This window comes from Pedobacter nototheniae (assembly GCF_004335085.1).
GTDB classification, from domain to species: Bacteria; Bacteroidota; Bacteroidia; order Sphingobacteriales; family Sphingobacteriaceae; genus Pedobacter; species Pedobacter nototheniae.
This window is the reverse complement of the sequence record NZ_RQRS01000006.1, coordinates 24,916-48,557: the sequence shown is the minus strand read 5'-3', so window position 1 is coordinate 48,557 and position 23,642 is coordinate 24,916. Positions and strand designations below refer to the sequence as shown.

Below are 23,642 nucleotides of genomic sequence, written 5' to 3'. Positions count from 1 at the left end.
AGAAGCAACTATTTTTTAATTCCTTATATTTCAATTATTTGAATTTTAACTTTTTTATAAAAAGCACTTTAAAACTGCTATTACGAACCTAAAAACTTAGATTTGCAACGTTTATGATTGAAATTTATACCGATGGAGCAGCTAGTGGTAACCCCGGACCAGGTGGTTATGGCACTATTTTAAGGGCAGGAAAGCATTATAAAGAATTAAGTGGTGGTTTTAGAATGACAACTAATAATCGCATGGAGTTATTAGCAGTTATTAAAGGTTTAGAGGCTTTAAAAAGCTTAAATCAGGAAGTGATGGTGTACTCAGATTCTAAATATGTAGTAGATGCGGTTGAAAAGAAATGGGTATTTGGATGGGTAACCAAAGGCTTTAAAGATAAAAAGAATAAGGATCTTTGGATGCGTTTCTTGGAATTGTATAAGTTACACAAAGTAAAATTTACCTGGATTAAAGGTCATAACGATCACCCTGAAAACGAACGTTGCGATCGTTTGGCTGTAGCAGCCTCTCATGATAAGCAGAATTTAGCTATCGACAACTTTTTTGAAGTAGAGCGAAGCAAAGCAAACTTGCTTTAATTAAACTTAAAACTCTTTGAGCATCTACATAAAGCAAATGCTCAAAGAATTAAATTCCCTTAATCAATTCCACCAACAATACCCAGATTTTCAAGCTTTGCTTCTACCTTATCCGTATTTAATTCGCTTGGATTTGTATAAATAGCCATCATTTCTTCAGCTTTATTTACCATATTTTTTGAGCCAATAAAAATTGGCACCCTTTGATGCAATTCTGTAGGCTCAACATCTAAAATCCTTTCAAAACCTGTTGTTGCCTTCCCTCCTGCCTGTTCAATAATGAACGACATTGGGTTACATTCATACAACAATCTTAATTTTCCTTTTGGTGATCGGGAAGTAGTTGGATAAATATAAATTCCTCCCTTAATTAAGTTGCGGTGAATATCGCCAACCATTGAGCCAATGTATCTTGAAGTATAAGGCCTTTTTGTTGCCTCATCTTCCACTTGGCAATATTTAATGTATTTTTTTACGCCATCAGGGAAATGCACATAGTTCCCTTCGTTAACAGAATAAATATACCCCGTATCTGGAATTTTCATTTGAGGGTGAGATAAACAAAACTCGCCGATAGAAGGATCTAAAGTAAAGCCATTAACACCTTTTCCTGTAGTATAAACCAACATAGTTGATGAACCATAAATAATATAGCCCGCAGCAACTTGTTCTGTTCCTTTTTGCAAAACATCATTAATGGTTGCTTTACCATCCGTAGATTTACGGCGAAAAATGGAGAAAATTGTTCCTACGGCAACGTTTACATCTGTATTAGATGAGCCATCAAGTGGATCAATGCAAACAATATATTTAGCATTTTGAGAAACTGGAGATTCGATATGGATAATTTCATCTTCCTCTTCAGTTGCTACAATACAACACTCACCACCGCTGGTTAATGCGGCAATAAATTGCTCATTTGCATAAACATCAAGCTTCTTTTGCTCCTCTCCTTGTATATTTGTGGTACCTACATCACCTAAAATATCAACCAATCCGGCTTTATTTACCTCCCGGTTTACAATTTTTGCTGCAATACCAATGTCTCTTAACAATCTTGAAAGCTCTCCTTTTGCATAAGGAAAATCACTTTGTTTCTCAATAATAAACTGTCCTAGTGTTTTAACGCCACAAACCATACTTAGTGTACTTTTTACATTATCTACCCGATAATTCTATGACCTCTAAGGTATGAATATTTTCATCAGATATGCAAAAACGAATTAAGGTTCTAACTTTATGCCAGCCATGTTTTCCGGCTGCACCGGGGTTTATATGTAAACATTTGATCTTTTCGTCGAACATTACCTTTAAAATATGTGAATGCCCGGTTATAAATAATTTTGGCGGCTTAGTGTAAATTTCTGGTTTTACCAATGTAGAATACCGACCTGGGTAACCGCCAATATGAGTCATCCAAACATCTACACTTTCACACATAAACCTATTGTGTTCAGGAAATTCGGCTCTAATTATTTTATCATCTATATTACCATAAACACCTCTTAAAGGCTTAAAAGCTGCTAAAGGCTCAGCCACTTCGGGCCCAAAATCACCTGCATGCCAAATTTCATCACATGCTTCAAAGTGTTTAAATACCGCATCATCCAAATAACCGTGGGTATCTGATATAAGTCCTATTTTTTTCAAAGAATAATAATATTTCTAGTTTTTTCTTACCATTTTAAATATTCCATTGGGCTGTATAAACGAAACAGATAAAGCCTTTGCATCTCCATCCTTTACTTCAAACTTAATACTATAACCTTTAAGTTTTTTAAAGTTAAAAGTGTCATTCCCAACAGAAATTGTTTCGTATTCGGGTTGTCCCGGCACATAAAGAAATAAGGTTTGTCCCTTCAAATATATCTTAGTACCATTATCATAATCGCCAACATATTTTTGCAAAGCCTTTTCATCCAAATTTACCAATCTTGCTTTAGATGCAAATGCTACTGGTTTCATGCCAGGTTCAAGTGGAATATTAATATTTTCAATTTTACCATCTGGTCCGCTAACAAAATTAAAACGTAAATCGCTTACCGCTGTATCAATTTTTCCATCTTTATCTATTCCGCTAATGCTAAACACATCATAATGGTAATGCCTTAGTAAAAGACGTTCTTTTCCCATGGTTGCGAAAAGCGAATCATTTTTAAAAACTACATTTATAGCGCCGTATGCAGGATTATCGAATAGTCCATCATAATCTTTTAAAGGATGCGAAGGCTTGGTATTTAAAACATGCTTACTTTCTGTTTCTTTTTTTGCAGCCTTTGCTCTTTCTTTTGCTTCAGCTTTCTCTCTTTTTATCCGACCATTCCAATCTATATTTTTCAATCCAAGCACTCTATCTGCAATGCTGCTGTAAACAATTTCTGGAACCTTAGACCCGTTTTGATTCGTTAAAACAACAATACCAATTTTATCTGTAGGAAAAAAAGATACACTTGCAGAAAAACCATTAATATTACCTCCATGCTCAACCATATAATGCCCGCGGTAAGAATTAAGCATCCAGCCTAAACCGTAATTTGAGAAATAAATATCCTTATCCTCTTGAGGCAACCCGCTACTAATCACCATTTGCGAACTTGCTGCTTCTCCGATATAAGAAACCGGCAAAATCTCTTTCTCTTTATATTTACCACCGCTTATCCAAACTTTTAACCAATGCGTCATATCTTCAACGCTACTATTTATGCTGCCCGCTGGCCCCATTCCATCAATATTATAATAATCAACCTTTTCAATAGCTTCTTTACTATTAACGGTGTAGGGTAAAGAAGCATCGGCATCTTTTTCCATTTCAAACACATTAGTATTAGAACGTTTCATTTCTAGCGGATCAAAAAATCGTTCCTTAATATTTTGCTCCCAGGTTTTACCTGTAAGCTTTTCGGCAATCATGCCCTGTGCTAAAAACATAAAATTGTTGTATTGCCATTTTTCACGAACGCCAGCAGTTGGTTCCATATAGCGCACACGTTGTATTATGCTATCGCGATTGGAAGTATTAAAAACAAACCAGGATAAATCATAACGAGAAAGGCCAGTACGATGGCACATCATATCTCGCACCGTAATTTGATTATTCATATTATCGTTATAAAAACGTAATTGAGGCAAATAAGAAACGGCATTTCCATCAAGAGACAACTTACCTTCTTTTTGCAATAAACCCATTAAAGATGCAGTAAAAGCCTTACTGCTAGATCCTATAGCGAAAAGCGTGTTGGGTGTAACTGGTTTTTTATTTTCAAGATCGCGGTAACCAAAACCTTTGCTATATATTACCTGATCGCCTTTTACAACCGCCACAGCAAAACCAGCAACTTGTTGATCTTTCAATATCCTATTAAATAAAGTATCAATGCCGGCTAAAGGATCAGATGTTTTTTTTGATTGTGCGATAGAAGATAATGCTAATAAGCATAATAAGAGGGCACTAAGTGGGCTTTTCATTTTAATTTAGTTGAGATGATAGTATCCGCCTAAATTACAAATGATAATCTGATAATATTAATATTCACTTAAATAAAGAAAAGCACTAAATTAAAAAGCCAGAAAAAAATCTTTAAGTAAAATTTTATACTCTTGTGTATTTTGTTTTAACGCTTCGTAGATGTAAAAATCTGTTTCTTTTAATGGCATTTTACTATTACTAAGACAAATTATCTGTCTAAAGGTTGGCTTAGTTTTATCTGAATGCAAATTAATTCTATCGCAAAGCGACAAGCCAAATTCTGAAGCCTTAGCAATTACATCATTTGCTTGTTTAACAGGAAGAATTAACCAAATCTTACCATTTTCGCTTAAAAGCTCAGCAGATTTTTTGACCATCATTTCAAAAAAATCAACGCCGGCATGCCTGGCTATTCCTTTTCTATGCTCATCATTTTTTAAATCATTTACAAAAAAAGGTGGATTAGAAACAATTAAATCAAAGCGTTCAACACTATTATATTGTTCTAACGCTACATTTTCAACTGATAACCTATCATTGAAAACTGAAAACTGAAAATTCTTCTTTGCTGTTTCGGATGCTTGTTGATCTATTTCTATAGCATGAATAATTGCACCCGGAAAACGTTGCGCAAGCATTAAAGCAATTACTCCAGTACCAGTTCCAATATCTAAAATACGCATTGGAGTGTGATGATTAACCATCGCACCAAGCAAAACACCATCGGTATTTACTTTCATAGCGCAACCTGTTTGGTCTATTTCGAATTGCTTGAATTTAAAAATACTACTCATAAATTAAACCTCGTAAAGCTCTAACGGTAAGCCATCAGGATCATTAAAAAAGGTAAATCTTTTTCCCGTAAATTCATCAATACGAATAGATTCTGTTGTAATTCCATGAGTTGCCAAACGACCGATTTCCACTTCTATATTATCCACCTCAAAAGCCAAATGCCTTAAGCCTTGTGCTTCTGGCCTTGATGGACGGGCTGGTGGATTTTCAAACGAAAAAAGTTCAATTTGATAAACACCATTAACAGCTAAATCTAATTTATACGATTTACGCTCTGCTCTATAAACTTCTGCCAAAATCTCAAAACCAAGTTTATTTACGTAGAAATCTTTCGATTTTTCGTAATCTGCACAAATTATAGCAATATGATGGATTCTGTTAAACATATTTAATAATCGAATGAAAGAATGACTGAATTATTGAATGAATGATAAAATGTATAAATTATACAAGCAAAGTTGCAAAATATCCCTTTCAGTTAATCAAATTCTTTGTAATCTTCTTGCCATTCAAAATTCTCTAATTCATTCCTTCACTCATTTAATTTAAAAAAGCTAAATTTGCAGCTTCAAAAAAAAAGCATGATTCATTTCTTCTTAAGCCAATCCAACGCGGTTTTTGTTGTACAAACAGAACAAGCGCTGTCCACTGTTGATATTACTAAATTAGAATGGTTATTCGGCGGAGCTAAAAAGCAAAACGAAACAGTTTTAACTGATTTCTTTGTCGGTCCCCGTGCAGCAATGATTACTCCATGGAGTACAAACGCTGTAGAAATCACTCAAAATATGGATATGCAAGGCATTATCAGAATTGAAGAGTTTCAAATTGTGAAAGAAGATTTTAAGGATTTTGATCCTATGCTTTCTCAGAAATACAATAAACTGGATCAGGATACTTTTACCATTAACATAAAACCTGAGCCAATATTAGAAATAACAGATATTGCAACTTACAATAAACAAGAAGGGCTTTCTTTAAGTGATGAGGAAGTAGATTATTTGAATAATCTTTCTAAAAATTTAGGTCGTGCTTTAACCGATTCGGAAGTATTTGGTTTCTCTCAAGTAAATTCAGAACACTGCCGTCATAAAATCTTTAACGGTACTTTTGTAATTGATGGAGTAGAGCAGCCAACTTCTTTATTTAAGCTAATTCGCAAAACATCTGAAGAAAATCCTAACGATATTGTTTCGGCCTACAAAGATAATGTAGCTTTTATTAAAGGACCAAAAGTGCAGCAATTTGCACCAAAACGTGCAGATGAACCTGATTACTACACTTTAAGCGATTTTGAATCTGTAATTTCATTAAAAGCAGAAACACATAATTTCCCAACAACTGTTGAGCCTTTTAATGGTGCTGCTACCGGTTCTGGTGGCGAAATTAGAGATCGTTTGGCTGGCGGACAAGGCTCTTTACCTTTAGCTGGAACTGCGGTTTATATGACTGCGCTTTCTCGTTTGGAGGAAAATCGCCCTTGGGAAAAAGGTGTTGAAGAAAGACAGTGGCTGTACCAAACACCAATGGATATCTTAATTAAAGCTTCAAACGGTGCTACAGATTTTGGAAATAAATTTGGACAACCCTTAATTACTGGCTCAGTTTTAACTTTCGAACATGAAGAAAACTCACGCAAATTAGGCTTTGATAAAGTAATTATGCTTGCAGGTGGTGTTGGATATGGTAAAGCAAGTCAGGCTAAAAAACAAAAACCAGCTACCGGAGATAATATTGTAGTATTAGGTGGCGAAAACTACCGCATTGGTATGGGTGGAGCAGCAGTTTCATCAGCTGATACGGGTGCGCATGGTAGTGGCATCGAATTAAATGCCATTCAACGTTCAAACCCCGAAATGCAAAAAAGAGCAGCAAATGCTGTTCGTGGTATGGTAGAAAGCGATCATAATACAATCGTTTCTATTCACGATCATGGCGCTGGCGGTCACTTAAACTGTCTTTCTGAGTTAGTTGAAGAAACTGGCGGCAAAATTAACTTAGATAAACTTCCTGTAGGCGATCCTACCCTTTCGGCTAAAGAAATTATTGGTAACGAATCTCAGGAACGTATGGGATTGGTAATTAGTGATGAGCATATTAACACTTTACAGAAAATTGCAGATCGCGAACGTTCTCCAATGTACACTGTAGGTAAAGTAACTGGCGATCATCGTTTTACTTTCGAATCTGCAACCACTGGCGCTAAACCAATGGATTTAGAATTGAAAGATATGTTCGGCAGCTCACCTAAAATTATAATGGAAGATAAAACAGTTGATCGTCAATATCAACCTGTTACTTACGATACAGCAAAAGTTAACGAATATTTAGAACAAGTTTTACAGTTAGAAGCGGTTGCTGCTAAAGATTGGTTAACAAATAAAGTAGATCGTTGCGTGGGTGGCCGAGTTGCTAAGCAACAAAATGCTGGCCCATTACAATTGCCTTTAAACAACTGCGGTGTAATGGCTTTAGATTTTCAGGGTAAAGAAGGTATTGCCACTTCAGTTGGCCATGCACCACTTTCTGCCTTGATTGATCCTGCTGCTGGTAGCCGAAATGCTATTGCAGAATCTCTTTCAAACATCGTTTGGGCACCATTAAAAGATGGTTTAAAAAGTGTTTCACTTTCTGCCAACTGGATGTGGGCATGCAAAAATGAAGGTGAAGATGCCCGCTTATACGCAGCTGTTAAAGCGTGTTCAGATTTCGCCATTGATTTAGGAATCAATATTCCAACCGGAAAAGATTCACTTTCAATGAAACAGAAATACAAAGATGGTGATGTAATTGCGCCAGGTACCGTAATCATTTCTGCTGGCGGTAATTGTAATGATATTACAAAAGTGGTAGAGCCTGTGCTTCAAAAAGATGGTGGTTCTATTTACTACATCAACCTTTCTAATGATGCATACAAGCTTGGTGGGTCATCTTTCGCCCAAATTTTAAATAGAATTGGTACTGAAACTCCTGATATTAAGAATGCCGATAACTTTAAAACTGCTTTTAATACTTTACAACAATTAATTAAAGACGATAAAATCCAGGCCGGACATGATGTTGGTAGCGGTGGTTTAATTACTACTTTATTAGAAATGTGTTTTGCTGATCGTGATTTAGGCGCAAAAATCGATCTTTCTTCACTAGCAGAGCAAGATATTATTAAATTGCTTTTCGCTGAAAATATTGCAGTAGTTTTTCAGGCTGATGCTTCAGTTGAAGCGGTTTTAGAAAGCAATGGTGTTGCTTACCATAAAATTGGTGAAGTAAATGCTAATTCAAAACTGGAATTAAAAAATCAAACAGATAACTTAAGTTTTGACATCGATCATTTGCGTGATGTTTGGTTTAAAACTTCTTATTTATTAGATCAAAAACAAAGCGGTGCTGTAAAAGCTAAAGAACGTTTTGATAATTATAAAAACCAACCCTTAAATTACACTTTCCCTACTCAGTTTGATGGTAAAAAACCAGTAATTGACGGGAGCAAACCAAGACCAAAAGCAGCTGTATTACGTGAAAAAGGTAGTAACTCAGAACGTGAATTGGCAAACGCAATGTATCTTGCAGGTTTTGATGTGAAAGATGTACACATGACCGATTTAATTTCGGGCAGAGAAACACTAGAAGATATTCAGTTTATTGGTGCTGTAGGTGGTTTCTCAAACTCTGATGTTTTAGGATCGGCTAAAGGCTGGGCTGGCGCATTTATGTTTAATGAGAAAGCTAAAGTTGCTTTAGAAAACTTCTTCGCCCGTCCTGATACACTTTCTGTTGGTGTTTGTAATGGTTGCCAGCTTTTTGTTGAACTTGGTTTAATTAATAAAGACCATGAAGAAAAACCAAAAATGCTGCATAACGAAAGCCATAAGCACGAAAGTATTTTTACCTCTTTAACCATTGCAGAAAACAATTCAGTAATGCTTTCTACTTTAGCAGGCAATACTTTAGGTGTTTGGGTATCGCATGGCGAAGGTCGTTTCAGCTTGCCTTATAGCGAAGATAAATATAGCATTGTAGCTAAATACGCTTACGAAAGCTATCCGGCAAGCCCTAATGGATCTGATTATAACACCGCCATGATGTGTGATACAACTGGCCGCCACCTGGTGATGATGCCACACATTGAGCGTTCTTTATTCCAATGGCATTGGGCAAATTATCCAAAAGGCCGTAAAGATGAAGTTTCGCCGTGGATGGAAGCTTTTGTAAACGCCAGAAAATGGGTTGAAAATAAAAAATAAGCTTAACCTTATATAATATAGAAGGCAGATGAATTAAAAAACATCTGCCTTTTTGATTTAATTCAGTTTTCACTAAACAAAAAAGTCCGGGTTTCCCCGGAACTCTTCAACATCCCCTACACTGAGCGCTAATTGAATATCTAATTAGAAATAGTAAAGTTTATAGGCATATTATAACGTACCCTTACCGGCATACCTTTATTTTTTCCTGCTTTCCATAATGGTGATTTCTTAATCACTTTTACAGCTTCCTCATCACAACCATAACCAATCCCCCTTACCACTTTAACATCAGTTATCGATCCATCCTTTTCAACAACAAAGCTGATGAAAACTTTTCCCTGAATATTATCTTCTTGCGCTTGGTATGGATACCTTAAATTACGTTGAATGTATTTCGACCAAGCATTCATGCCACCCGCAAATTCTGGATATTCATCCACCCCCGTAGGATCTAAAATCGCATTTCCATCCCCAGTAGCAACTTCCTTTCCTGTACCATTACCATCACTTTTCTCCTTTGTTTCACTTAAAACTAAATTGGGTTTAATTTCACCTTCCTGAGTTTTGTTGCTCGCAACGGCGTTCTCCAACTCTTTCATGGTTGGCGGCTCTTCCGTTACCGGATCTTTAGTAACCACTATATTCGAAACCATTTTTACCGTTTTAACCTTTTGTTGTTCAGGCTCAGTTTTTTTCAGTTCCTCCTTCTTTGGTTCTTCCTTTTTAATATTATCATGAATCACGTTAGAAAGATCAACCACTTTTGCTACATATGGCGTTTCAACCACTTTCGGGAAAAGCTTGTTGTAAATCATCGGCGAAAAGAAAAGCAGAATGAAAAGACCACCAGCAACGATTAAAGATTTCGTCATGATCTTCGAAGAATTTGATCTCAATTCGTAAGCACCATAACTTTTGTTTCTGTTTGAAAATACAAGATCGAGCCACTCGGTTTTGTATACGTTAAAAGATGAATTGAACATAGTATTTAAGTTTTATACCATGATGCAGGCAAATCATCAATTCCATAAAACTTTAAAAAAAACTATTTATTTACAAAAAATGAAATTTTTCATTTGAAAAACATTTTTTAATTTCATTTTCCATAAAATTGATGATTTTTAACATTTTACCTTATAAAAATTAATAAAATATAGTATTTTTGACAAAAAAACATAACAAATTAATGAAAAGCTTAAGAACCATCGCATTAAAAGAGGCTCAAAACAGAATTTCACCAGAAGTTAAATCACCAGCAGCAAAAATTTCTGACTTTTTTGGCTCTAATGTATTTGATAAGAGAAAAATGAGAGATTTCTTATCTAAAGACGTGTATGAAAAATTAATTTCATCGATCAATCAAGGTGAATTAATCAATTCTGACGACGCTAATCAGATTGCTACGGCTATGAAAGCTTGGGCAATGAGTGCAGGTGCAACGCATTATACACACTGGTTTCAGCCATTAACTGGTACTACGGCAGAAAAGCACGACTCATTTTTTGAGCCAAGCGGCGATGGTGCTATTGAGAAATTTGCAGGTAGTGCATTAGTTCAGCAAGAGCCTGATGCATCAAGTTTCCCTAACGGTGGTATCCGTAACACTTTTGAAGCTCGTGGTTATACCGCATGGGATCCTTCTTCTCCAGCATTCATTATGGAAAGCAAAGCAGGCAAAACGCTTTGTATCCCTACTGTTTTTGTGTCTTATACAGGCGAAGCACTAGATTATAAAGCTCCATTATTAAAAGCATTAGCTGCATTAGATAAAGCTGCTGTTGATGTTTGCCAGTATTTCGATAAAAGCATCACCAAAGTAAATGCCTCTTTAGGTATTGAACAAGAATATTTTTTAGTAGACGAATCGTTATTTAATGCCCGCCCGGATTTAGCTTTAACTGGTCGTGCTTTATTCGGACACATGTCTGCTAAAGGCCAACAATTAGAAGATCATTATTTCGGATCTATTCCTGAGCGTGTATTCAGCTACATGGTAGATTTCGAAAATGAAGCCTTAAAATTAGGTATTCCATTAAAAACCCGTCACAACGAGGTTGCACCTTCTCAATTTGAATGTGCTCCAATTTATGAAGAAATCAACTTAGCTATCGATCACAATCAATTATTGATGGATTTGATGGAAAAAGTTGCTCGTCGTCACCATTTCCGTGTTTTATTACACGAAAAACCATACGCAGGTATTAACGGATCAGGCAAACACAATAACTGGTCGTTAATTACAGATACTGGTAAAAATTTATTGGCTCCAGGTAAAACGCCAAAAAACAACTTAATGTTCCTTGCTTTCTTTGTAAATACAATTAAAGCGGTTAGCGAGCATGCTGATTTATTACGTGCAAGTATTGCATCTGTAAGTAATGATCACCGTTTGGGAGCTAATGAAGCGCCACCTGCAATTATCTCTATCTTCTTGGGCTCACAATTGAATGATGTATTAGATGAGATTGAACACTCACGCATCAGCAAAAAAATTAAAGAAGACAATGCATTATGGTTAGGCATTCCTAAAATCCCTCAAATTTTGATGGATAATACCGACCGTAACCGTACTTCTCCTTTCGCCTTTACAGGTAATAAATTTGAGTTAAGAGCTGTAGGTTCATCAGCAAACTCTTCGGCACCAATGACGATCTTAAATGCAATTATGGCAGATCAGTTGGTTAAATTTAAAGCTGATGTAGATAAATTAATTAAGAAAGGTGATAAAAAAGACATCGCTTTATTAACTGTAATTAAAAAATACATCAAAGAATCTAAAAATATCCGTTTTGAAGGAAATGGTTATAGCCAGGAGTGGGAAGATGAGGCTGCAGTACGTGGTTTATCAAACATCAAAACTACCCCTAAAGCATTAGATGCTTACTTATCAGAAAAATCTGCTGATTTATTTGCGGCTACAAATGTTTATAGCAAACGTGAAATCCATGCCCGTCATGAAATCATGTTAGAGAATTTCTATAAAAAACTTCAAATTGAAGCACGTGTAATGGGCGAAGTAGCAAATACGGCAATTATTCCTGCTGCAATTGCTTACCAAAATACCTTAATCGAAAACGTTAAAGGATTAAAAGAAATTGGTGTTGATAGCAAAGTTTCTTTAGATATTGTTACCAAATTAGCAGAGCACTTAAATATTGTGAAAACCAATATTGATGCCATGTTAGAAGAACGTAAAGTAACCAACAAAATCGAAGATACTCGCGAAAAAGCAATCGCTTACGATGAGAAAGTTAAAACTTACTTCGATACAATTCGTTATCATGCTGATAAATTGGAGCAAATTGTTGACGATAGCGTTTGGCCTTTACCAAAATTCAGAGAGTTATTATTCTTAAAATAATATAAACCATCAGGTTTAAATATAGGGCGTAAGGTTTACTTTACGCCCTTTTTGTTTTTTGGAGCACAGTAAACGATTACACGTATTAATAATTGCCAAAACTAGCTTGCTAGCCTAAGATTTTCAGCTGTAAAAAAGCATGATATTTCCTTAAACCTTTCGGCTTCCATCCTTTTACCTTCCACCTTAAAACCTTATCTTTGCGCCAACATGAGTGATAACAGGTACAATCAGCGTGGGGTTTCTGCCTCCAAAGAAGATGTGCATAATGCCATCAAAAATATAGATAAAGGAATATTCCCTAAGGCATTTTGCAAAATCGTTCCTGATATTTTGGGTGGCGATGAAAATTACTGCAATATTATGCACGCTGATGGTGCTGGCACAAAATCGTCTTTAGCTTATGTTTACTGGAAAGAAACTGGTGATATTTCCATTTGGAAAGGAATTGCACAAGATGCCATTATTATGAATCTTGATGATTTAATCTGCGTTGGCGCTACTGATAATATCCTTTTATCATCAACTATTGGCCGCAATAAAAACTTAATTCCAGGAGAAGTTATCGCTGCTGTGATTAATGGAACTGAAGAAATTTTAGCCGACTTACGCGAGCAGGGCATTTCAATTTATTCTACAGGTGGAGAAACCGCCGATGTAGGCGATTTAGTGAGAACAATTATTGTGGATTCTACAGTAACTTGTCGTTTAAAACGCGAAGACATTATTAGTAACGATAATATTAAACCTGGTAATGTAATTGTTGCTTTGGCTTCTTATGGTCAGGCTACTTACGAAACCGAATATAACGGTGGTATGGGGTCAAACGGCTTAACATCTGCCCGCCATGATGTATTTGATAAATCTGTAGCCAATGCTTACCCAGAAAGTTTTGATCCTGCTGTTCCATTCGATTTAGTATTTTCAGGTAAAAAGAAATTAACGGACGAAATTGAGATTGAAGGTTTTGGTAAAATTACTGCGGGTAAATTGGTTTTATCTCCTACACGTACATATGCACCAGTAATCAAGAAAATATTAGATCAGTACCGCAACCAAATTGATGGTATTGTACATTGTAGTGGTGGTGCTCAAACCAAAGTTTTACACTTTATTAATGATGATATCCACGTAATTAAGGATAACTTATTTACTGTTCCTCCCCTGTTTCAGTTAATTCAAGAAGAATCTGGTACGGATTGGAAAGAAATGTACAAGGTTTTTAATATGGGGCACCGCATGGAATTATATGTTCCTCAAGAGATTGCAGAAAACATTATTCAGATATCTAAAAGCTTTAACATAGATGCAAAAATTATTGGTCGTGTAGAAAAAGGCGATCAAAAACAAGTAACGATCAACAGCGAAAAAGGAACTTTTGTATATAATTAAGATATATTCTCAATAAAAAGTTGAAAAGCGGTTAAATACATTAACCGCTTTTTTCGTTTATAACCTTTCCAAAAATTCCTTTTAAAAAGATTCAAAATTCCACTATATAGGTTAAGGTAAATAGTAACTTTACGGCTTAAAATATCTTAACAATTATATTTAATCAATATCTAAATGGAATTAAAAGATTTATCTCCAGCAATATTATGGGAGAATTTCGCCAATTTAAATGCTGTACCACGGGCATCTAAAAAAGAAGAACGTGTTATTGAATTTGTATTAAATTACGGAAAAAGCTTAGGCCTTGAAACAATAAAAGATTCCATTGGAAATGTAGTAATTAAAAAACCCGCTACAGCAGGTATGGAGAACCGCGAAACGGTTGTACTACAATCACATTTAGATATGGTGCACCAAAAAAATGGTGATACTATCTTTGATTTTGAAACCCAGGGAATAGATATGTATGTAGATGGCGAATGGGTTAAAGCCAAAGGGACCACGCTTGGTGCAGATAATGGCATTGGTGTAGCCGCAATTATGTCTGTCCTGGCTTCAAAAGATATTGAACACCCAGCAATTGAAGCCATGTTTACCATCGATGAGGAAACGGGTATGACAGGAGCAAAACAATTAGATCCAACCAATTTTAGCGGAAAAATTCTTTTAAATCTGGATACTGAAGAAGAAGATGAATTAACCATCGGTTGTGCTGGCGGATTGGATACTAATACGAAGGCACAGTATAAAGAAATTGCTGTAGAAAGCGGCTCAATTGCATTTCAAATAAAAATTAAAGGTTTAATGGGCGGCCACTCTGGTATGGATATTCACCGTGGCAGAGCAAATGCAAATAAACTAATGAACCGTTTGCTTTATAAAGTAAAAGAAACCATTAATATTCAGCTTGCCAGCTTGGATGGAGGTAGTTTGCGCAATGCAATTCCTAGAGAATCGGTTGCAGTAATTACCTTACCAGAAACCGAAAAAAATGCTTTTATACAATCTTTTGAAGAATTTTCATCTATTCTTAAAGAAGAAAATAAAACTATAGAAACTGGTTTAATAATTGAATCTAATTTGATAGAAACGCCATTATTAATAGTTGATCCTGAATATTTTCCTAAAATTTTACGGGCAATTTATGCTGCGCCAAACGGTGTTTTCAGGATGAGCCCTGATATTGAAAATTTGGTAGAAGCATCAACAAATTTGGCCAAAGTAAGTATTAAGGAAGGTAAATTTATCACGCAATCGCTTCAAAGAAGCAGTGTAGAAAGCACAAAAGAAGATGTTGCTATTGCCGTTAAATCTGCTTTTGAAAATATCGGATGTGAAATTGTCCAAAACGGAGATTATCCAGGCTGGAAACCAGATGCAGATTCAGCCATTCTTAAATTAATGCTAAAATTATATCCCGATCATTTTGAGCATACACCGCATGTAGGTGCATGCCATGCAGGGTTAGAATGCGGTATTTTAGGCTCGTATTTCCCTGAAATGGATATGATTTCTTTTGGACCTACCATCCGTGGAGCTCATTCGCCAGATGAACGTGTAAATATCGCTTCAGTTGATAAGTTTTACAACTATCTGCTTCATGTACTTCGTGAAATTCCTGTAAAATAAATTTTATAGTATGCTCGTTTATTCGGGCATACTTTCTTATCCCTCCGTTACCGAGATTAACTTTATGCAAGACTATATAGAAGATCAAATTTTCGACAAATTAGATTTCACACAAACGCCTTTTTCGAACGGTCAATACGACCATTGCACTTTTTTAAACTGTAATTTTTCCAACGTTGATCTTTCGGGTAATACCTTTACAGATTGTGATTTTATTGGATGCAACCTGAGTTTGGCTAAACTAAATAAAACAGCTTTTAGAGATGTAACTTTTAAAGACTGCAAAATGCTGGGTTTACACTTTGAAAATTGTAATGATTTTGGTTTTTCCATCACAACAAATCACTGTATTCTATCGCATTCTACTTTTTACAGAGTTAAATTAAAGAAAACTTCCTTTTCAAACACAAAATTAGATGAAGTAGATTTTACAGAATGTGATTTAAGCGAAGCAACTTTTGATTATTGTGACTTAAATCTAGCCACGTTTCAAAATACAATTTTGGAGAAGGCAGATTTCCGTACGGCCTATAATTATAGTATTGATCCTGAGGAAAACAGAATCAAAAAAGCTAAATTTTCACAATCAGGAATTAGTGGGCTTTTAAATAAGTACGACATTATAATTACTGTCTAAAATCTATTTTTAGTTAATGAGATGCCGTTTTAGAGAATAAATTGATAATAACAACGCCAGCAATAATTAAAACTAAACCAATAATTGCTGGCAAATCAGGAATTTGTTTAAAGGCAACAATCCCTATCACAGTAATTAATACAATTCCTACTCCTGACCAAATTGCATATGCAATACCAACAGGGATTGTTTTTAGCGTTAAACTTAAAAAATAAAATGCGGCAACGTAAGCTAAAATAGTGGCAATACTATAGATAAGTTTGGTAAACTGTTCAGAATATTTTAGTGCTGTTGTTCCAACAATTTCGAATAAAATTGCAAAAGCTAAAAACAGATAATTTTTCATAGTTTCTCAAAGATTAAAGTAATTTCTAAAATTAATCATTTATAAAACCATAGATGAAAAATCATTCTGTTTAAAAAACTCCTGACATTAAGATGCGTTTGAAAGGATAAAAAATTGGACTATCGCTATATTTATTTTCTAATTTAAGTCTATAATCCACTTTAAAATTATCTTGCAAGTGCTCTGGTAACCGCTCCAAATATCTAATTAAAGCAGTGCCTGAGGTCCAATTGAAAACACTTTCTGCATTTTGTAAAACGTGTGCATAAACCTTTTCAAAAACAACCATTTTTTTACAACCATTATTATAAAAAATTTCCGAATAGTCATCAATCTTTAAAACTGAAACAGACCTTACCCAACCTTTAAGTGCTGTTTGATAAGGTTCTGCAGAAGCTAAATCTCTTAAGGCTTGATGTGTGAAATGATCGTGGTTGGATGGAATTTGAACAACTAGCTGTCCACCAGGCTTAACTTTCTTAATAATTGCCGGAAACAGCGTTTCATGATCGTCTAACCACTGTAAAGCAGCATTAGAAAATATTAAATCATATAGTTGGTTTTGCTCAATTTTAGTTTGTATGCCAATTTTTTCAAATAGAACCCGATCGTTTGTAAATTCTTGAGCTGCTTTCAACATTTCAGAAGATGAATCTATTCCTAAAATATGGCTCCCAGGTAAATATTCAGAAAGCTTTTTGGTTAACTCCCCCGTTCCGCAGCCAAGATCTATAACTTTTAAACCAGGTTTAACATCAATCAAAGATTGTAGATCGTAATAAGGCTCGTAACGCTCTTCCTTAAATTTATTATATACTTCAGCATTCCATCCCATAATTTTCCAACGTTATCGGTAATATAACTTAAAATGAAGTATTATGTTTCGCCAGGAGGAATTATTTTTAAACCGTTTCAGAATCAAGCCAGCTAAAAATCAAGAAGATCTTTTGGGCTAACATCTAATCCCTTGGCAAGTTCAATTATCGTAGATAGCTTGATATTAAACTTTCCGTTTTCAATTTTAGAAATTTTACTGTCGTCAATATCACAGTTCGCAGCAAGTGCACGAAGGCTTAATCCTTTGTTATGCCTAATTTTTTGAAGATTATCTCCAAACTGTTTTTGAATATGTGTATAGTCTTTCGCAACCATTTCTCTTACATAACTATTGAGTTAGGCAAGGTGTTTAGATTATCTAAAAATTTTGCGGTCATTAATAACCGCTATTCAAATATTTTTGTATACTTTTAACCAATATATTAGTATCAATAGTTTTATTTTAAAATCATATTAATATACAATTTAGGTAAATACAATCGCACAACCAATCTTATTCATGATTTCAGTTTATAATTAAGATATAAATGAGTGAGCAAAAATTTGATTTAATGATCTCAAACTATTAATACATTTTTATATGAAAAAGCTTCAGTGCGTAATTATAAATAGCCAACCAAGTTCTGTTAACCATTTTACTTCATTAATTGAGTGCAATCCTTTTTTAACGATTATTAAAAGTTATACAAGCCCAATAAAGGCTCTTTTCGAAATTAATGAAAGTGATCATGTTTATTTTCTATTTATGGATATAGATATGAAAGAACTCTCCGGACTAGAACTTTTAAAAAGATTAAGAGATAAGGTAAAATTCATTGTTTTTGTAACGCCAGATATTCTGATTGCTTTAAAGGCATTCAATTTAAGCTCAGATCAGCACAAGCTGAAGCCAATAAACCAATTTAAGCTAATTAAAACAATTCATCAACTTGCATATCCTTACTGTAATCATGCTGACGATAATTTATTTATTGAAAAAGAAAATAAGGGTTGCTTTGATCGGTTGTTAAAGGCTGATATTATTCTAATTCAAAATAAAAATAATATAGTAATAATCGTTACCGAGACACAAAGCATTACTGTTCATGTTAATTTTAACGAAGTACTACAAATGTTTAAGGATGATTTTCGGTTCTTGCAAATAAGCCAGTCTTATTTAGTTAATCTAAATTTTGTTACTGATTTATCAGAAGAAGAGATAAATTTAAAGATGGATAAGTTAAGTTTTCTTAATGCGATGTAATAGGTTGCACTATTAATTTAACAAAATAAGACCGTAGGAGGTCTTATTTTGTTAAAATTATTAATAAGATAAAATGTAGCCTACCCCTTTAACCACACCTAATGAAATAGTATTATGATATCGATATTTTCCATACTCCGTACTATATTCATCTAGTGATTGTCCAAGATATACAGAACTTTGACCAGAAGCTATCTTAACTTTACTTACAACTCCATTTGACATTATCTTAATCTCTAAAGGAGTTGTTAAACTTAATGGCGTTGTAAACTGTGAGTTACTATAAAAGTCAACATATACATCATAAACCTCTCTAACATCCTCATTTGTCATGCTAATATTTGAATACGATTCATTCTCATTATAAATTGCTGTTACTTTTAGATATATTTTTGGGTCATATAGATATTTAACCCCTTCAATATCTCCTTGAGAAAGAGAATAGTTATCATTCCAAGTTGAACCATCTTTTCGCGTCATTTGTGGAGTACCATTGCCCCCAATACTTGCCTCGGAGGCATACGAACGATATAACATAATGGAATTAAAATCAAAAGCACCAATTTCAGATCCAGAACTACCCTGCGCATCATATGTATTATACTGATATGTCCAATTTGAATTGATGTTTGAATAATTAACATTAATATATTGATCACGGTCGCTCCTAGTTTGCTCATGCATTAAACCAATTGCATGCCGTGTTTACTTTTTAGTATTCTCTACTTTATTATGTTCTAATAGGCAATTTTCTGCTTAGATAAGATGACATCACAACCAACTATGTATTCATTTCTAGAGTTAACAAAAACAGTAACTTGCCCTCCGTTTTTTAAGTGGTAAGTAGTCATTTTTTCCTGAACATCAGGGACTTGATTTCTCAAAACATATAAACACATATATTTTTGTAGAAAAAATAGTGTTAAACAAAAAAGCAAGGCTAATTAGCCTTGCTTTTTTAATGAAATTATTAGTTCTGTTTAATTAGATAATTTCAAACCATATTCAGCAGTTGTAGCAGTATATTCAGCTATGACTGTTCCGTCAGCATTTTTCAAAGTAAAAATAATACTAGTAGAACCTGTTGTTTTTCCAGTAGTAGGGTTTGTTAAGCCTACAAAGTTACTTAAAGGAAAAGTAAATCTTAATCCCCAAATAATATTTGAAGCATTACCATAAGCACCAATAGCAGAAACAGCTGGTGTAGCTGTAGTAGAAGCAGCTAAAGTCACGTTAGGAAAAGTACCGATTATAGTCTTAGCAGAAGAACTTGTTGTACCTCTTAATGTAGCTACTTCTATTTTAGAAATCACTTTGTTAGTTGCAATAGATTCACCAACAATAGCATCAATAGTTACATTACTTGTACTTGTAGAACCATTTGCTGTGATTGCAGATCCCTTAGCCATTTCAAAAGTTGTAGCACCTTTACCAGTCACCTCTTTTTCTGCATTAGGATCTTTTTTACAAGCACTCATTGATAAAACAACAATACTTGCTAAAATCGTAAGTTTTGATATTAATTTTTTCATATTTTTTTATTTTAATTCCTAGCCGATCTGTTAAAAAACAGATCGGGTTAAGATTATGAATTAGTTAAAGTTATAACGAACACCAAATTGCATATAGTAAGTTGATGAGATTGTTTGAGAAGTACCAAACGTTTCTCTTACAATATCACCTTGTGCATTAGCTAATCTAAATGTTGGTTTTGTTGTAGCACTAATTGCCGAAACATTTTGAGGAACTAAAATTGCTGAGTTATTAACAAAATTTACGTTACCCCATTTGCGGTTTAATAAGTTACCTACGTTAAAGATATCAACAGTAAATTGGAAAGAGTTTTTAGTCTTACCAAAGTTTTTGAAAACTTCTTGAGTTAACCTCAAATCAAATTGATTTCTCCAAGGAGATGTAGCCGCATTACGCTCTGCATACTGTCCTTTATGCTCACTTAAATATTTATCATTGTTAATGTAATTCATGAAAATATCACTTTGCTCCTGAGCAGAGTAAGCTCTAGCATATCCTGTAGTTCCAGCTGGAATAGCAACAAAATTAATTTCAGATGCATCACGAGGGATATAAATTAAATCATTTGTCTGTCCATCTCGGTTAAAGTCTGCACTATAGCTATATGAGAATCTTCCTTGTTGAGATCCTGAATAAAACAATGAGAATGAAGTAGCTAAATTGCCAAAATATTCTTTCTTGTAAGATACTGATGCAACAACGCGATCTGGATTTAGGTTACTTGAATAACTTAATGTTGGATTGTTAGCATTTGTTGAAGTAAATGGGATAGACCATAGGTTTAATAATTGGTCACCACTTCCATCTCCATAGTTACGTTGGTCTGATCTAGTATAAGCAATCATTGCAGATAAACCATTAGAGAATTGTTTTGTTAATTGAGCGGTTGCCTGCCAGTTATAACCACCTTTGGCATTGGTCATTTGAGTAACGTTTAATACTGATGTACCGTTTGCAACAGGAGCACCTGCACTGTTTATGTTCACAACTTGTCTTGAATTCACAGTACTTCCATAGAAAGGTCTGTTATCAGGATAACCTGGAATGTTCAATGCAGTTGGATCTTTTAAGTTAACATTTTTACCAACAGCAACATTTAAATCTTTTCCATAAATACCTTCCAAAGTAGCCACAACACCACCTGGTAATTTAAAATCAACTGCTAAACTTGATTTCCAAGTTTGAGGAAATTTTAAGTTAGGAGCCATAGCACTGATTGTACCCGGGATACTTGTTCCCGCTGCAGGAGCTGCAGTAGTTAAGTTAGGTGCAATATTTGGATTAAAAAGTGGTGTATTAGCACCAGAATAAACTTGAGTATATTGTAATAAACCAGCATCGCCAGACTGACCAACAATCCAAACAAATGGAACACGACCAGTAAAGATACCAGAACCTCCTCTAACTTGTAAAGAGCGATCACCCATTACATCCCAGTTAAAACCGAAACGTGGAGAATAAGTTATTTTATTAGCTGGTAATACACCTGTATCAATGTGCTCTCCATTAGCAAAAGTTTGTGCAGCAACTAGAGGATGTGTTTTAATTTCTGAAACATTAGGATATGTTGCTTGTTCAAATCTGATACCTGCAGTTACCTTTAAACGATCAGAAATTGTAAACTCATCTTGTAAATAAGCTGAATACTGAGCAAATTTAAAGCTAGGATAAGCTTGAGAGCCATCAGCAGTTAGTGGATAAGTTACAGAATATTGTAATGGTCTTGCATTGTTATAAAAATCATCATAAGAAGCAAAAGTATAAAACCCTGTACCAAAACGTTGGAAACCATTTTTTGTAGTGCTAAATTCAGCTTGTAAACCTAAAGTAATATTATGTTTTCCTAAAGCTAAGCTCAAATCATCACTGTAAGTGTAACCTTTTACATCTCTTAAGTTACCATAAGTAAATGGTTCATAACCAAAAGTTGTTAAAACACTACCAGCCGAAGTTGATGATTGAGTATTATTTAAAATATCAACTAAAGGGAAAGGAGAACTATCTGAAGTTCTAGGATCATTTTGGTGAGAATAGGTAGCACGTAAAACGTTAGTAACTTTACTACCAAAGTTTGAGTTTAACTCAGCAACACCTGAATATAAATTTGCTGCTTGATAGTAATTTGAATTAGAAAAATTTAATCCAGCATTAGTATTTGTTCCAGATCTATTATTTCCATAACCCAAGTTACCAGTTACACCCGATCCAGATACTGAAGTTGATGCAGAACTAGGAGATGAACTTTCTACTTGATTGTAACGAACACTTAAACGATGGTTTTTAGTAATATTCCAGTCTAAACGAGCAAACATTTTTTCATTGTCGCTGATATTTGAATATCCTTGATAAACACCTGGATCATATCCATATCTAGAAATTAGATAAGATTTTAATTTATCTAAATCACCAGCCGTTGCAGGCGCTACAGTAGTTAAACTACCATATGGCTGACTAGCAGTAGCTGCAATTCTATTATTTCCAGGTTCAATTGTATGTTTCTTTTCGTAGTTAACGAAGAAAAATAATTTATCCTTAATGATTGGTCCACCTAAGCTAAAACCATATTTTTTTTCATCTAACTTTTGAATAGAAGTTGAAGGAATTCTATAGCTTTCACCAATTCTTCTTCCTTGTTGGTCATCTCCTCGCATTGTATAAAATGCATTACCAGAAAATGTGTTTGTACCAGAACGAGTTACCGCAGTAACAGATCCGCCAGTAAAACCTGATTGACGAACATCATATGGTGTAACATTTATCGAAATTTGCTCTAATGCATCGATTGAAATTGGAGATCCTCCTGCTGGAATGTTCTGACCAATACCAAACTGATTGTTAAAGTTAGCACCATCAACTGTAAAGTTGTTTGAGCGGTAGTTACCACCACCAACAGCACCTTGAGTACCCGAACCTTGCGGTGTTAACCTTGTTAAATCATTAATGCTACGTGTAATCGATGGTAAATTTTGGATTTGTTGTCTAGTAATAACAGTATTTGCACCACTCTTATTAGAGTTCATAATGGAATTACTGCTCTGCCCAACAACTTTAACTTCAGCTAAGGTAGAACTATTATCAACTAAGGTTAAATTTAAAAGGTAAGGCTCCCCTAACTTTAAAGAAACATCGGTTAATTTTTCTGGTCTGTAACCAACGAAGCTAACTTCAATTGTGTAGGGACCGCCAACACGCATACCGCCAATTGTAAAACGACCGTCGTTGTTGGTTGATACAGAGTAAACTGTACCCGTTGGTGTGTGTGTAGCTTTAACGCTGGCACCTGGCAAAGCTCCCTTTGCATCTTTAATTGTACCAGTCATTGAAGATGTGGTTACCTGTGCATTTACTGCGAAAGCGAAACCTACAAAAGCTACAACAATGAATACAAATTTTAAAAGTAAAGATTTGTTCATACTTTGTTTTTTAAATGTTTTGTTTTTTATGAATAAGATCAACTGATTTTATCGCTGCAAATGTAATTAATAAATTTTAACACAATTTAACATTCAATGTTAAATAATTATTAACTACTGCAAAACTTTTCAACAATTAACATAGGATTAAGCACC

Annotated in this window: 19 protein-coding genes; 7 read left to right on the top strand and 12 right to left on the bottom strand. The window is 34.6% G+C overall.

Annotated elements, in window-relative coordinates:
- Positions 1-113: 113 nt before the first annotated feature.
- Positions 114-587: a ribonuclease HI gene (gene rnhA, locus EHC72_RS07175; RefSeq protein WP_131536999.1), complete on the top strand. Its 474-nt coding sequence runs from the start codon at positions 114-116 to the stop codon at positions 585-587.
- Between the two features lie 59 nt (positions 588-646).
- Here rnhA and fbp read toward each other — a convergent pair whose 3' ends face one another.
- The 5 genes from fbp to gloA2 all read right to left on the bottom strand — a co-directional run bounded on the left by fbp (position 647) and on the right by gloA2 (position 5,234).
- Positions 647-1,726 carry a class 1 fructose-bisphosphatase gene (gene fbp / locus EHC72_RS07170; protein ID WP_131536998.1) on the bottom strand — a complete coding sequence of 360 codons (1,080 nt, stop codon included), beginning with the start codon at positions 1,724-1,726 and terminating at the stop codon, positions 647-649.
- A 19-nt stretch (positions 1,727-1,745) separates the two neighbouring features.
- Positions 1,746-2,237, bottom strand: coding sequence for a metallophosphoesterase family protein (locus tag EHC72_RS07165; RefSeq protein WP_131536997.1), 492 nt, complete (start codon positions 2,235-2,237; stop codon positions 1,746-1,748).
- A gap of 15 nt (positions 2,238-2,252) precedes the next feature.
- Positions 2,253-4,052, bottom strand: a complete 1,800-nt coding sequence (locus tag EHC72_RS07160; protein ID WP_131536996.1) for a serine hydrolase — start codon at positions 4,050-4,052, stop codon at positions 2,253-2,255.
- 90 nt (positions 4,053-4,142) lie between these two features.
- Complete coding sequence (locus EHC72_RS07155) at positions 4,143-4,847, bottom strand: tRNA1(Val) (adenine(37)-N6)-methyltransferase (RefSeq protein WP_131536995.1); 705 nt, start codon at positions 4,845-4,847, stop codon at positions 4,143-4,145.
- Positions 4,848-4,850: 3 nt separating this feature from the next.
- Positions 4,851-5,234: an SMU1112c/YaeR family gloxylase I-like metalloprotein gene (gene gloA2 / locus EHC72_RS07150; protein WP_131536994.1), complete on the bottom strand. Its 384-nt coding sequence runs from the start codon at positions 5,232-5,234 to the stop codon at positions 4,851-4,853.
- A 195-nt stretch (positions 5,235-5,429) separates the two neighbouring features.
- Here gloA2 and purL point away from each other — a divergent pair, with 195 nt between their 5' ends.
- A complete protein-coding gene (purL, locus tag EHC72_RS07145; protein ID WP_246029394.1) occupies positions 5,430-9,092 on the top strand; it encodes a phosphoribosylformylglycinamidine synthase in 3,663 nt (1,220 codons plus the stop codon).
- A 140-nt stretch (positions 9,093-9,232) separates the two neighbouring features.
- Here purL and EHC72_RS07140 read toward each other — a convergent pair whose 3' ends face one another.
- Entirely contained in the window at positions 9,233-10,078 is an 846-nt protein-coding gene (locus tag EHC72_RS07140) for an energy transducer TonB (RefSeq protein WP_131536992.1), read from the bottom strand.
- A 203-nt stretch (positions 10,079-10,281) separates the two neighbouring features.
- On the opposite strand from EHC72_RS07140, the gene EHC72_RS07135 reads away from it, so the two are divergent.
- From EHC72_RS07135 to EHC72_RS07120, 4 genes are all read left to right on the top strand, one after another.
- The gene (locus EHC72_RS07135; protein ID WP_131536991.1) at positions 10,282-12,456 is read left to right on the top strand and encodes a glutamine synthetase III family protein; all 2,175 of its coding nucleotides are present in this window, start codon (positions 10,282-10,284) and stop codon (positions 12,454-12,456) included.
- 210 nt (positions 12,457-12,666) lie between these two features.
- Positions 12,667-13,848, top strand: a complete 1,182-nt coding sequence (locus tag EHC72_RS07130; RefSeq protein ID WP_131536990.1) for an AIR synthase related protein — start codon at positions 12,667-12,669, stop codon at positions 13,846-13,848.
- Positions 13,849-14,022: 174 nt separating this feature from the next.
- Positions 14,023-15,477, top strand: coding sequence for an aminoacyl-histidine dipeptidase (locus tag EHC72_RS07125; RefSeq protein WP_131536989.1), 1,455 nt, complete (start codon positions 14,023-14,025; stop codon positions 15,475-15,477).
- Between the two features lie 10 nt (positions 15,478-15,487).
- Positions 15,488-16,114, top strand: a complete 627-nt coding sequence (locus EHC72_RS07120; RefSeq protein WP_246029393.1) for a pentapeptide repeat-containing protein — start codon at positions 15,488-15,490, stop codon at positions 16,112-16,114.
- A gap of 13 nt (positions 16,115-16,127) precedes the next feature.
- On the opposite strand, the gene EHC72_RS07115 is transcribed toward EHC72_RS07120, so the two are convergent.
- The 3 genes from EHC72_RS07115 to EHC72_RS07105 form a co-directional block, all read right to left on the bottom strand.
- A complete protein-coding gene (locus EHC72_RS07115; RefSeq protein WP_131536988.1) occupies positions 16,128-16,460 on the bottom strand; it encodes a DMT family transporter in 333 nt (110 codons plus the stop codon).
- 70 nt (positions 16,461-16,530) lie between these two features.
- On the bottom strand, positions 16,531-17,295 hold the full coding sequence (locus EHC72_RS07110; RefSeq protein WP_131536987.1) for a methyltransferase domain-containing protein: 765 nt from the start codon (positions 17,293-17,295) through the stop codon (positions 16,531-16,533).
- 92 nt (positions 17,296-17,387) lie between these two features.
- Entirely contained in the window at positions 17,388-17,612 is a 225-nt protein-coding gene (locus tag EHC72_RS07105) for a helix-turn-helix domain-containing protein (RefSeq protein WP_131536986.1), read from the bottom strand.
- Positions 17,613-17,877: 265 nt separating this feature from the next.
- On the opposite strand from EHC72_RS07105, the gene EHC72_RS07100 reads away from it, so the two are divergent.
- Positions 17,878-18,540 carry a LytR/AlgR family response regulator transcription factor gene (locus EHC72_RS07100; RefSeq protein ID WP_131536985.1) on the top strand — a complete coding sequence of 221 codons (663 nt, stop codon included), beginning with the start codon at positions 17,878-17,880 and terminating at the stop codon, positions 18,538-18,540.
- 60 nt (positions 18,541-18,600) lie between these two features.
- Here the strand turns inward: EHC72_RS07100 and EHC72_RS07095 are convergent, their stop codons facing one another.
- The 3 genes from EHC72_RS07095 to EHC72_RS07085 all read right to left on the bottom strand — a co-directional run bounded on the left by EHC72_RS07095 (position 18,601) and on the right by EHC72_RS07085 (position 23,486).
- Entirely contained in the window at positions 18,601-19,233 is a 633-nt protein-coding gene (locus tag EHC72_RS07095) for a M12 family metallopeptidase (RefSeq protein ID WP_262711060.1), read from the bottom strand.
- A gap of 287 nt (positions 19,234-19,520) precedes the next feature.
- Positions 19,521-20,072 carry a hypothetical protein gene (locus tag EHC72_RS07090; protein ID WP_131536983.1) on the bottom strand — a complete coding sequence of 184 codons (552 nt, stop codon included), beginning with the start codon at positions 20,070-20,072 and terminating at the stop codon, positions 19,521-19,523.
- A gap of 60 nt (positions 20,073-20,132) precedes the next feature.
- Complete coding sequence (locus tag EHC72_RS07085) at positions 20,133-23,486, bottom strand: TonB-dependent receptor (RefSeq protein WP_131536982.1); 3,354 nt, start codon at positions 23,484-23,486, stop codon at positions 20,133-20,135.
- Between the last annotated feature and the right edge of the window lie 156 nt (positions 23,487-23,642).

Excerpts from the sequence above, each read along its gene's own strand:
- rnhA (WP_131536999.1), top strand. The coding sequence starts at position 114 with ATGATTGAAATTTATACCGATGGAGCAGCTAGTGGTAACCCCGGACCA.
- fbp (WP_131536998.1), bottom strand. The coding sequence starts at position 1,726 with ATGGTTTGTGGCGTTAAAACACTAGGACAGTTTATTATTGAGAAACAA.
- EHC72_RS07160 (WP_131536996.1), bottom strand. The coding sequence starts at position 4,052 with ATGAAAAGCCCACTTAGTGCCCTCTTATTATGCTTATTAGCATTATCT.
- EHC72_RS07155 (WP_131536995.1), bottom strand. The coding sequence starts at position 4,847 with ATGAGTAGTATTTTTAAATTCAAGCAATTCGAAATAGACCAAACAGGT.
- gloA2 (WP_131536994.1), bottom strand. The coding sequence starts at position 5,234 with ATGTTTAACAGAATCCATCATATTGCTATAATTTGTGCAGATTACGAA.
- purL (WP_246029394.1), top strand. The coding sequence starts at position 5,430 with ATGATTCATTTCTTCTTAAGCCAATCCAACGCGGTTTTTGTTGTACAA.
- EHC72_RS07140 (WP_131536992.1), bottom strand. The coding sequence starts at position 10,078 with ATGTTCAATTCATCTTTTAACGTATACAAAACCGAGTGGCTCGATCTT.
- EHC72_RS07135 (WP_131536991.1), top strand. The coding sequence starts at position 10,282 with ATGAAAAGCTTAAGAACCATCGCATTAAAAGAGGCTCAAAACAGAATT.
- EHC72_RS07130 (WP_131536990.1), top strand. The coding sequence starts at position 12,667 with ATGAGTGATAACAGGTACAATCAGCGTGGGGTTTCTGCCTCCAAAGAA.
- EHC72_RS07125 (WP_131536989.1), top strand. The coding sequence starts at position 14,023 with ATGGAATTAAAAGATTTATCTCCAGCAATATTATGGGAGAATTTCGCC.
- EHC72_RS07120 (WP_246029393.1), top strand. The coding sequence starts at position 15,488 with ATGCTCGTTTATTCGGGCATACTTTCTTATCCCTCCGTTACCGAGATT.
- EHC72_RS07115 (WP_131536988.1), bottom strand. The coding sequence starts at position 16,460 with ATGAAAAATTATCTGTTTTTAGCTTTTGCAATTTTATTCGAAATTGTT.
- EHC72_RS07110 (WP_131536987.1), bottom strand. The coding sequence starts at position 17,295 with ATGGGATGGAATGCTGAAGTATATAATAAATTTAAGGAAGAGCGTTAC.
- EHC72_RS07105 (WP_131536986.1), bottom strand. The coding sequence starts at position 17,612 with ATGGTTGCGAAAGACTATACACATATTCAAAAACAGTTTGGAGATAAT.
- EHC72_RS07100 (WP_131536985.1), top strand. The coding sequence starts at position 17,878 with ATGAAAAAGCTTCAGTGCGTAATTATAAATAGCCAACCAAGTTCTGTT.
- EHC72_RS07090 (WP_131536983.1), bottom strand. The coding sequence starts at position 20,072 with ATGAAAAAATTAATATCAAAACTTACGATTTTAGCAAGTATTGTTGTT.
- EHC72_RS07085 (WP_131536982.1), bottom strand. The coding sequence starts at position 23,486 with ATGAACAAATCTTTACTTTTAAAATTTGTATTCATTGTTGTAGCTTTT.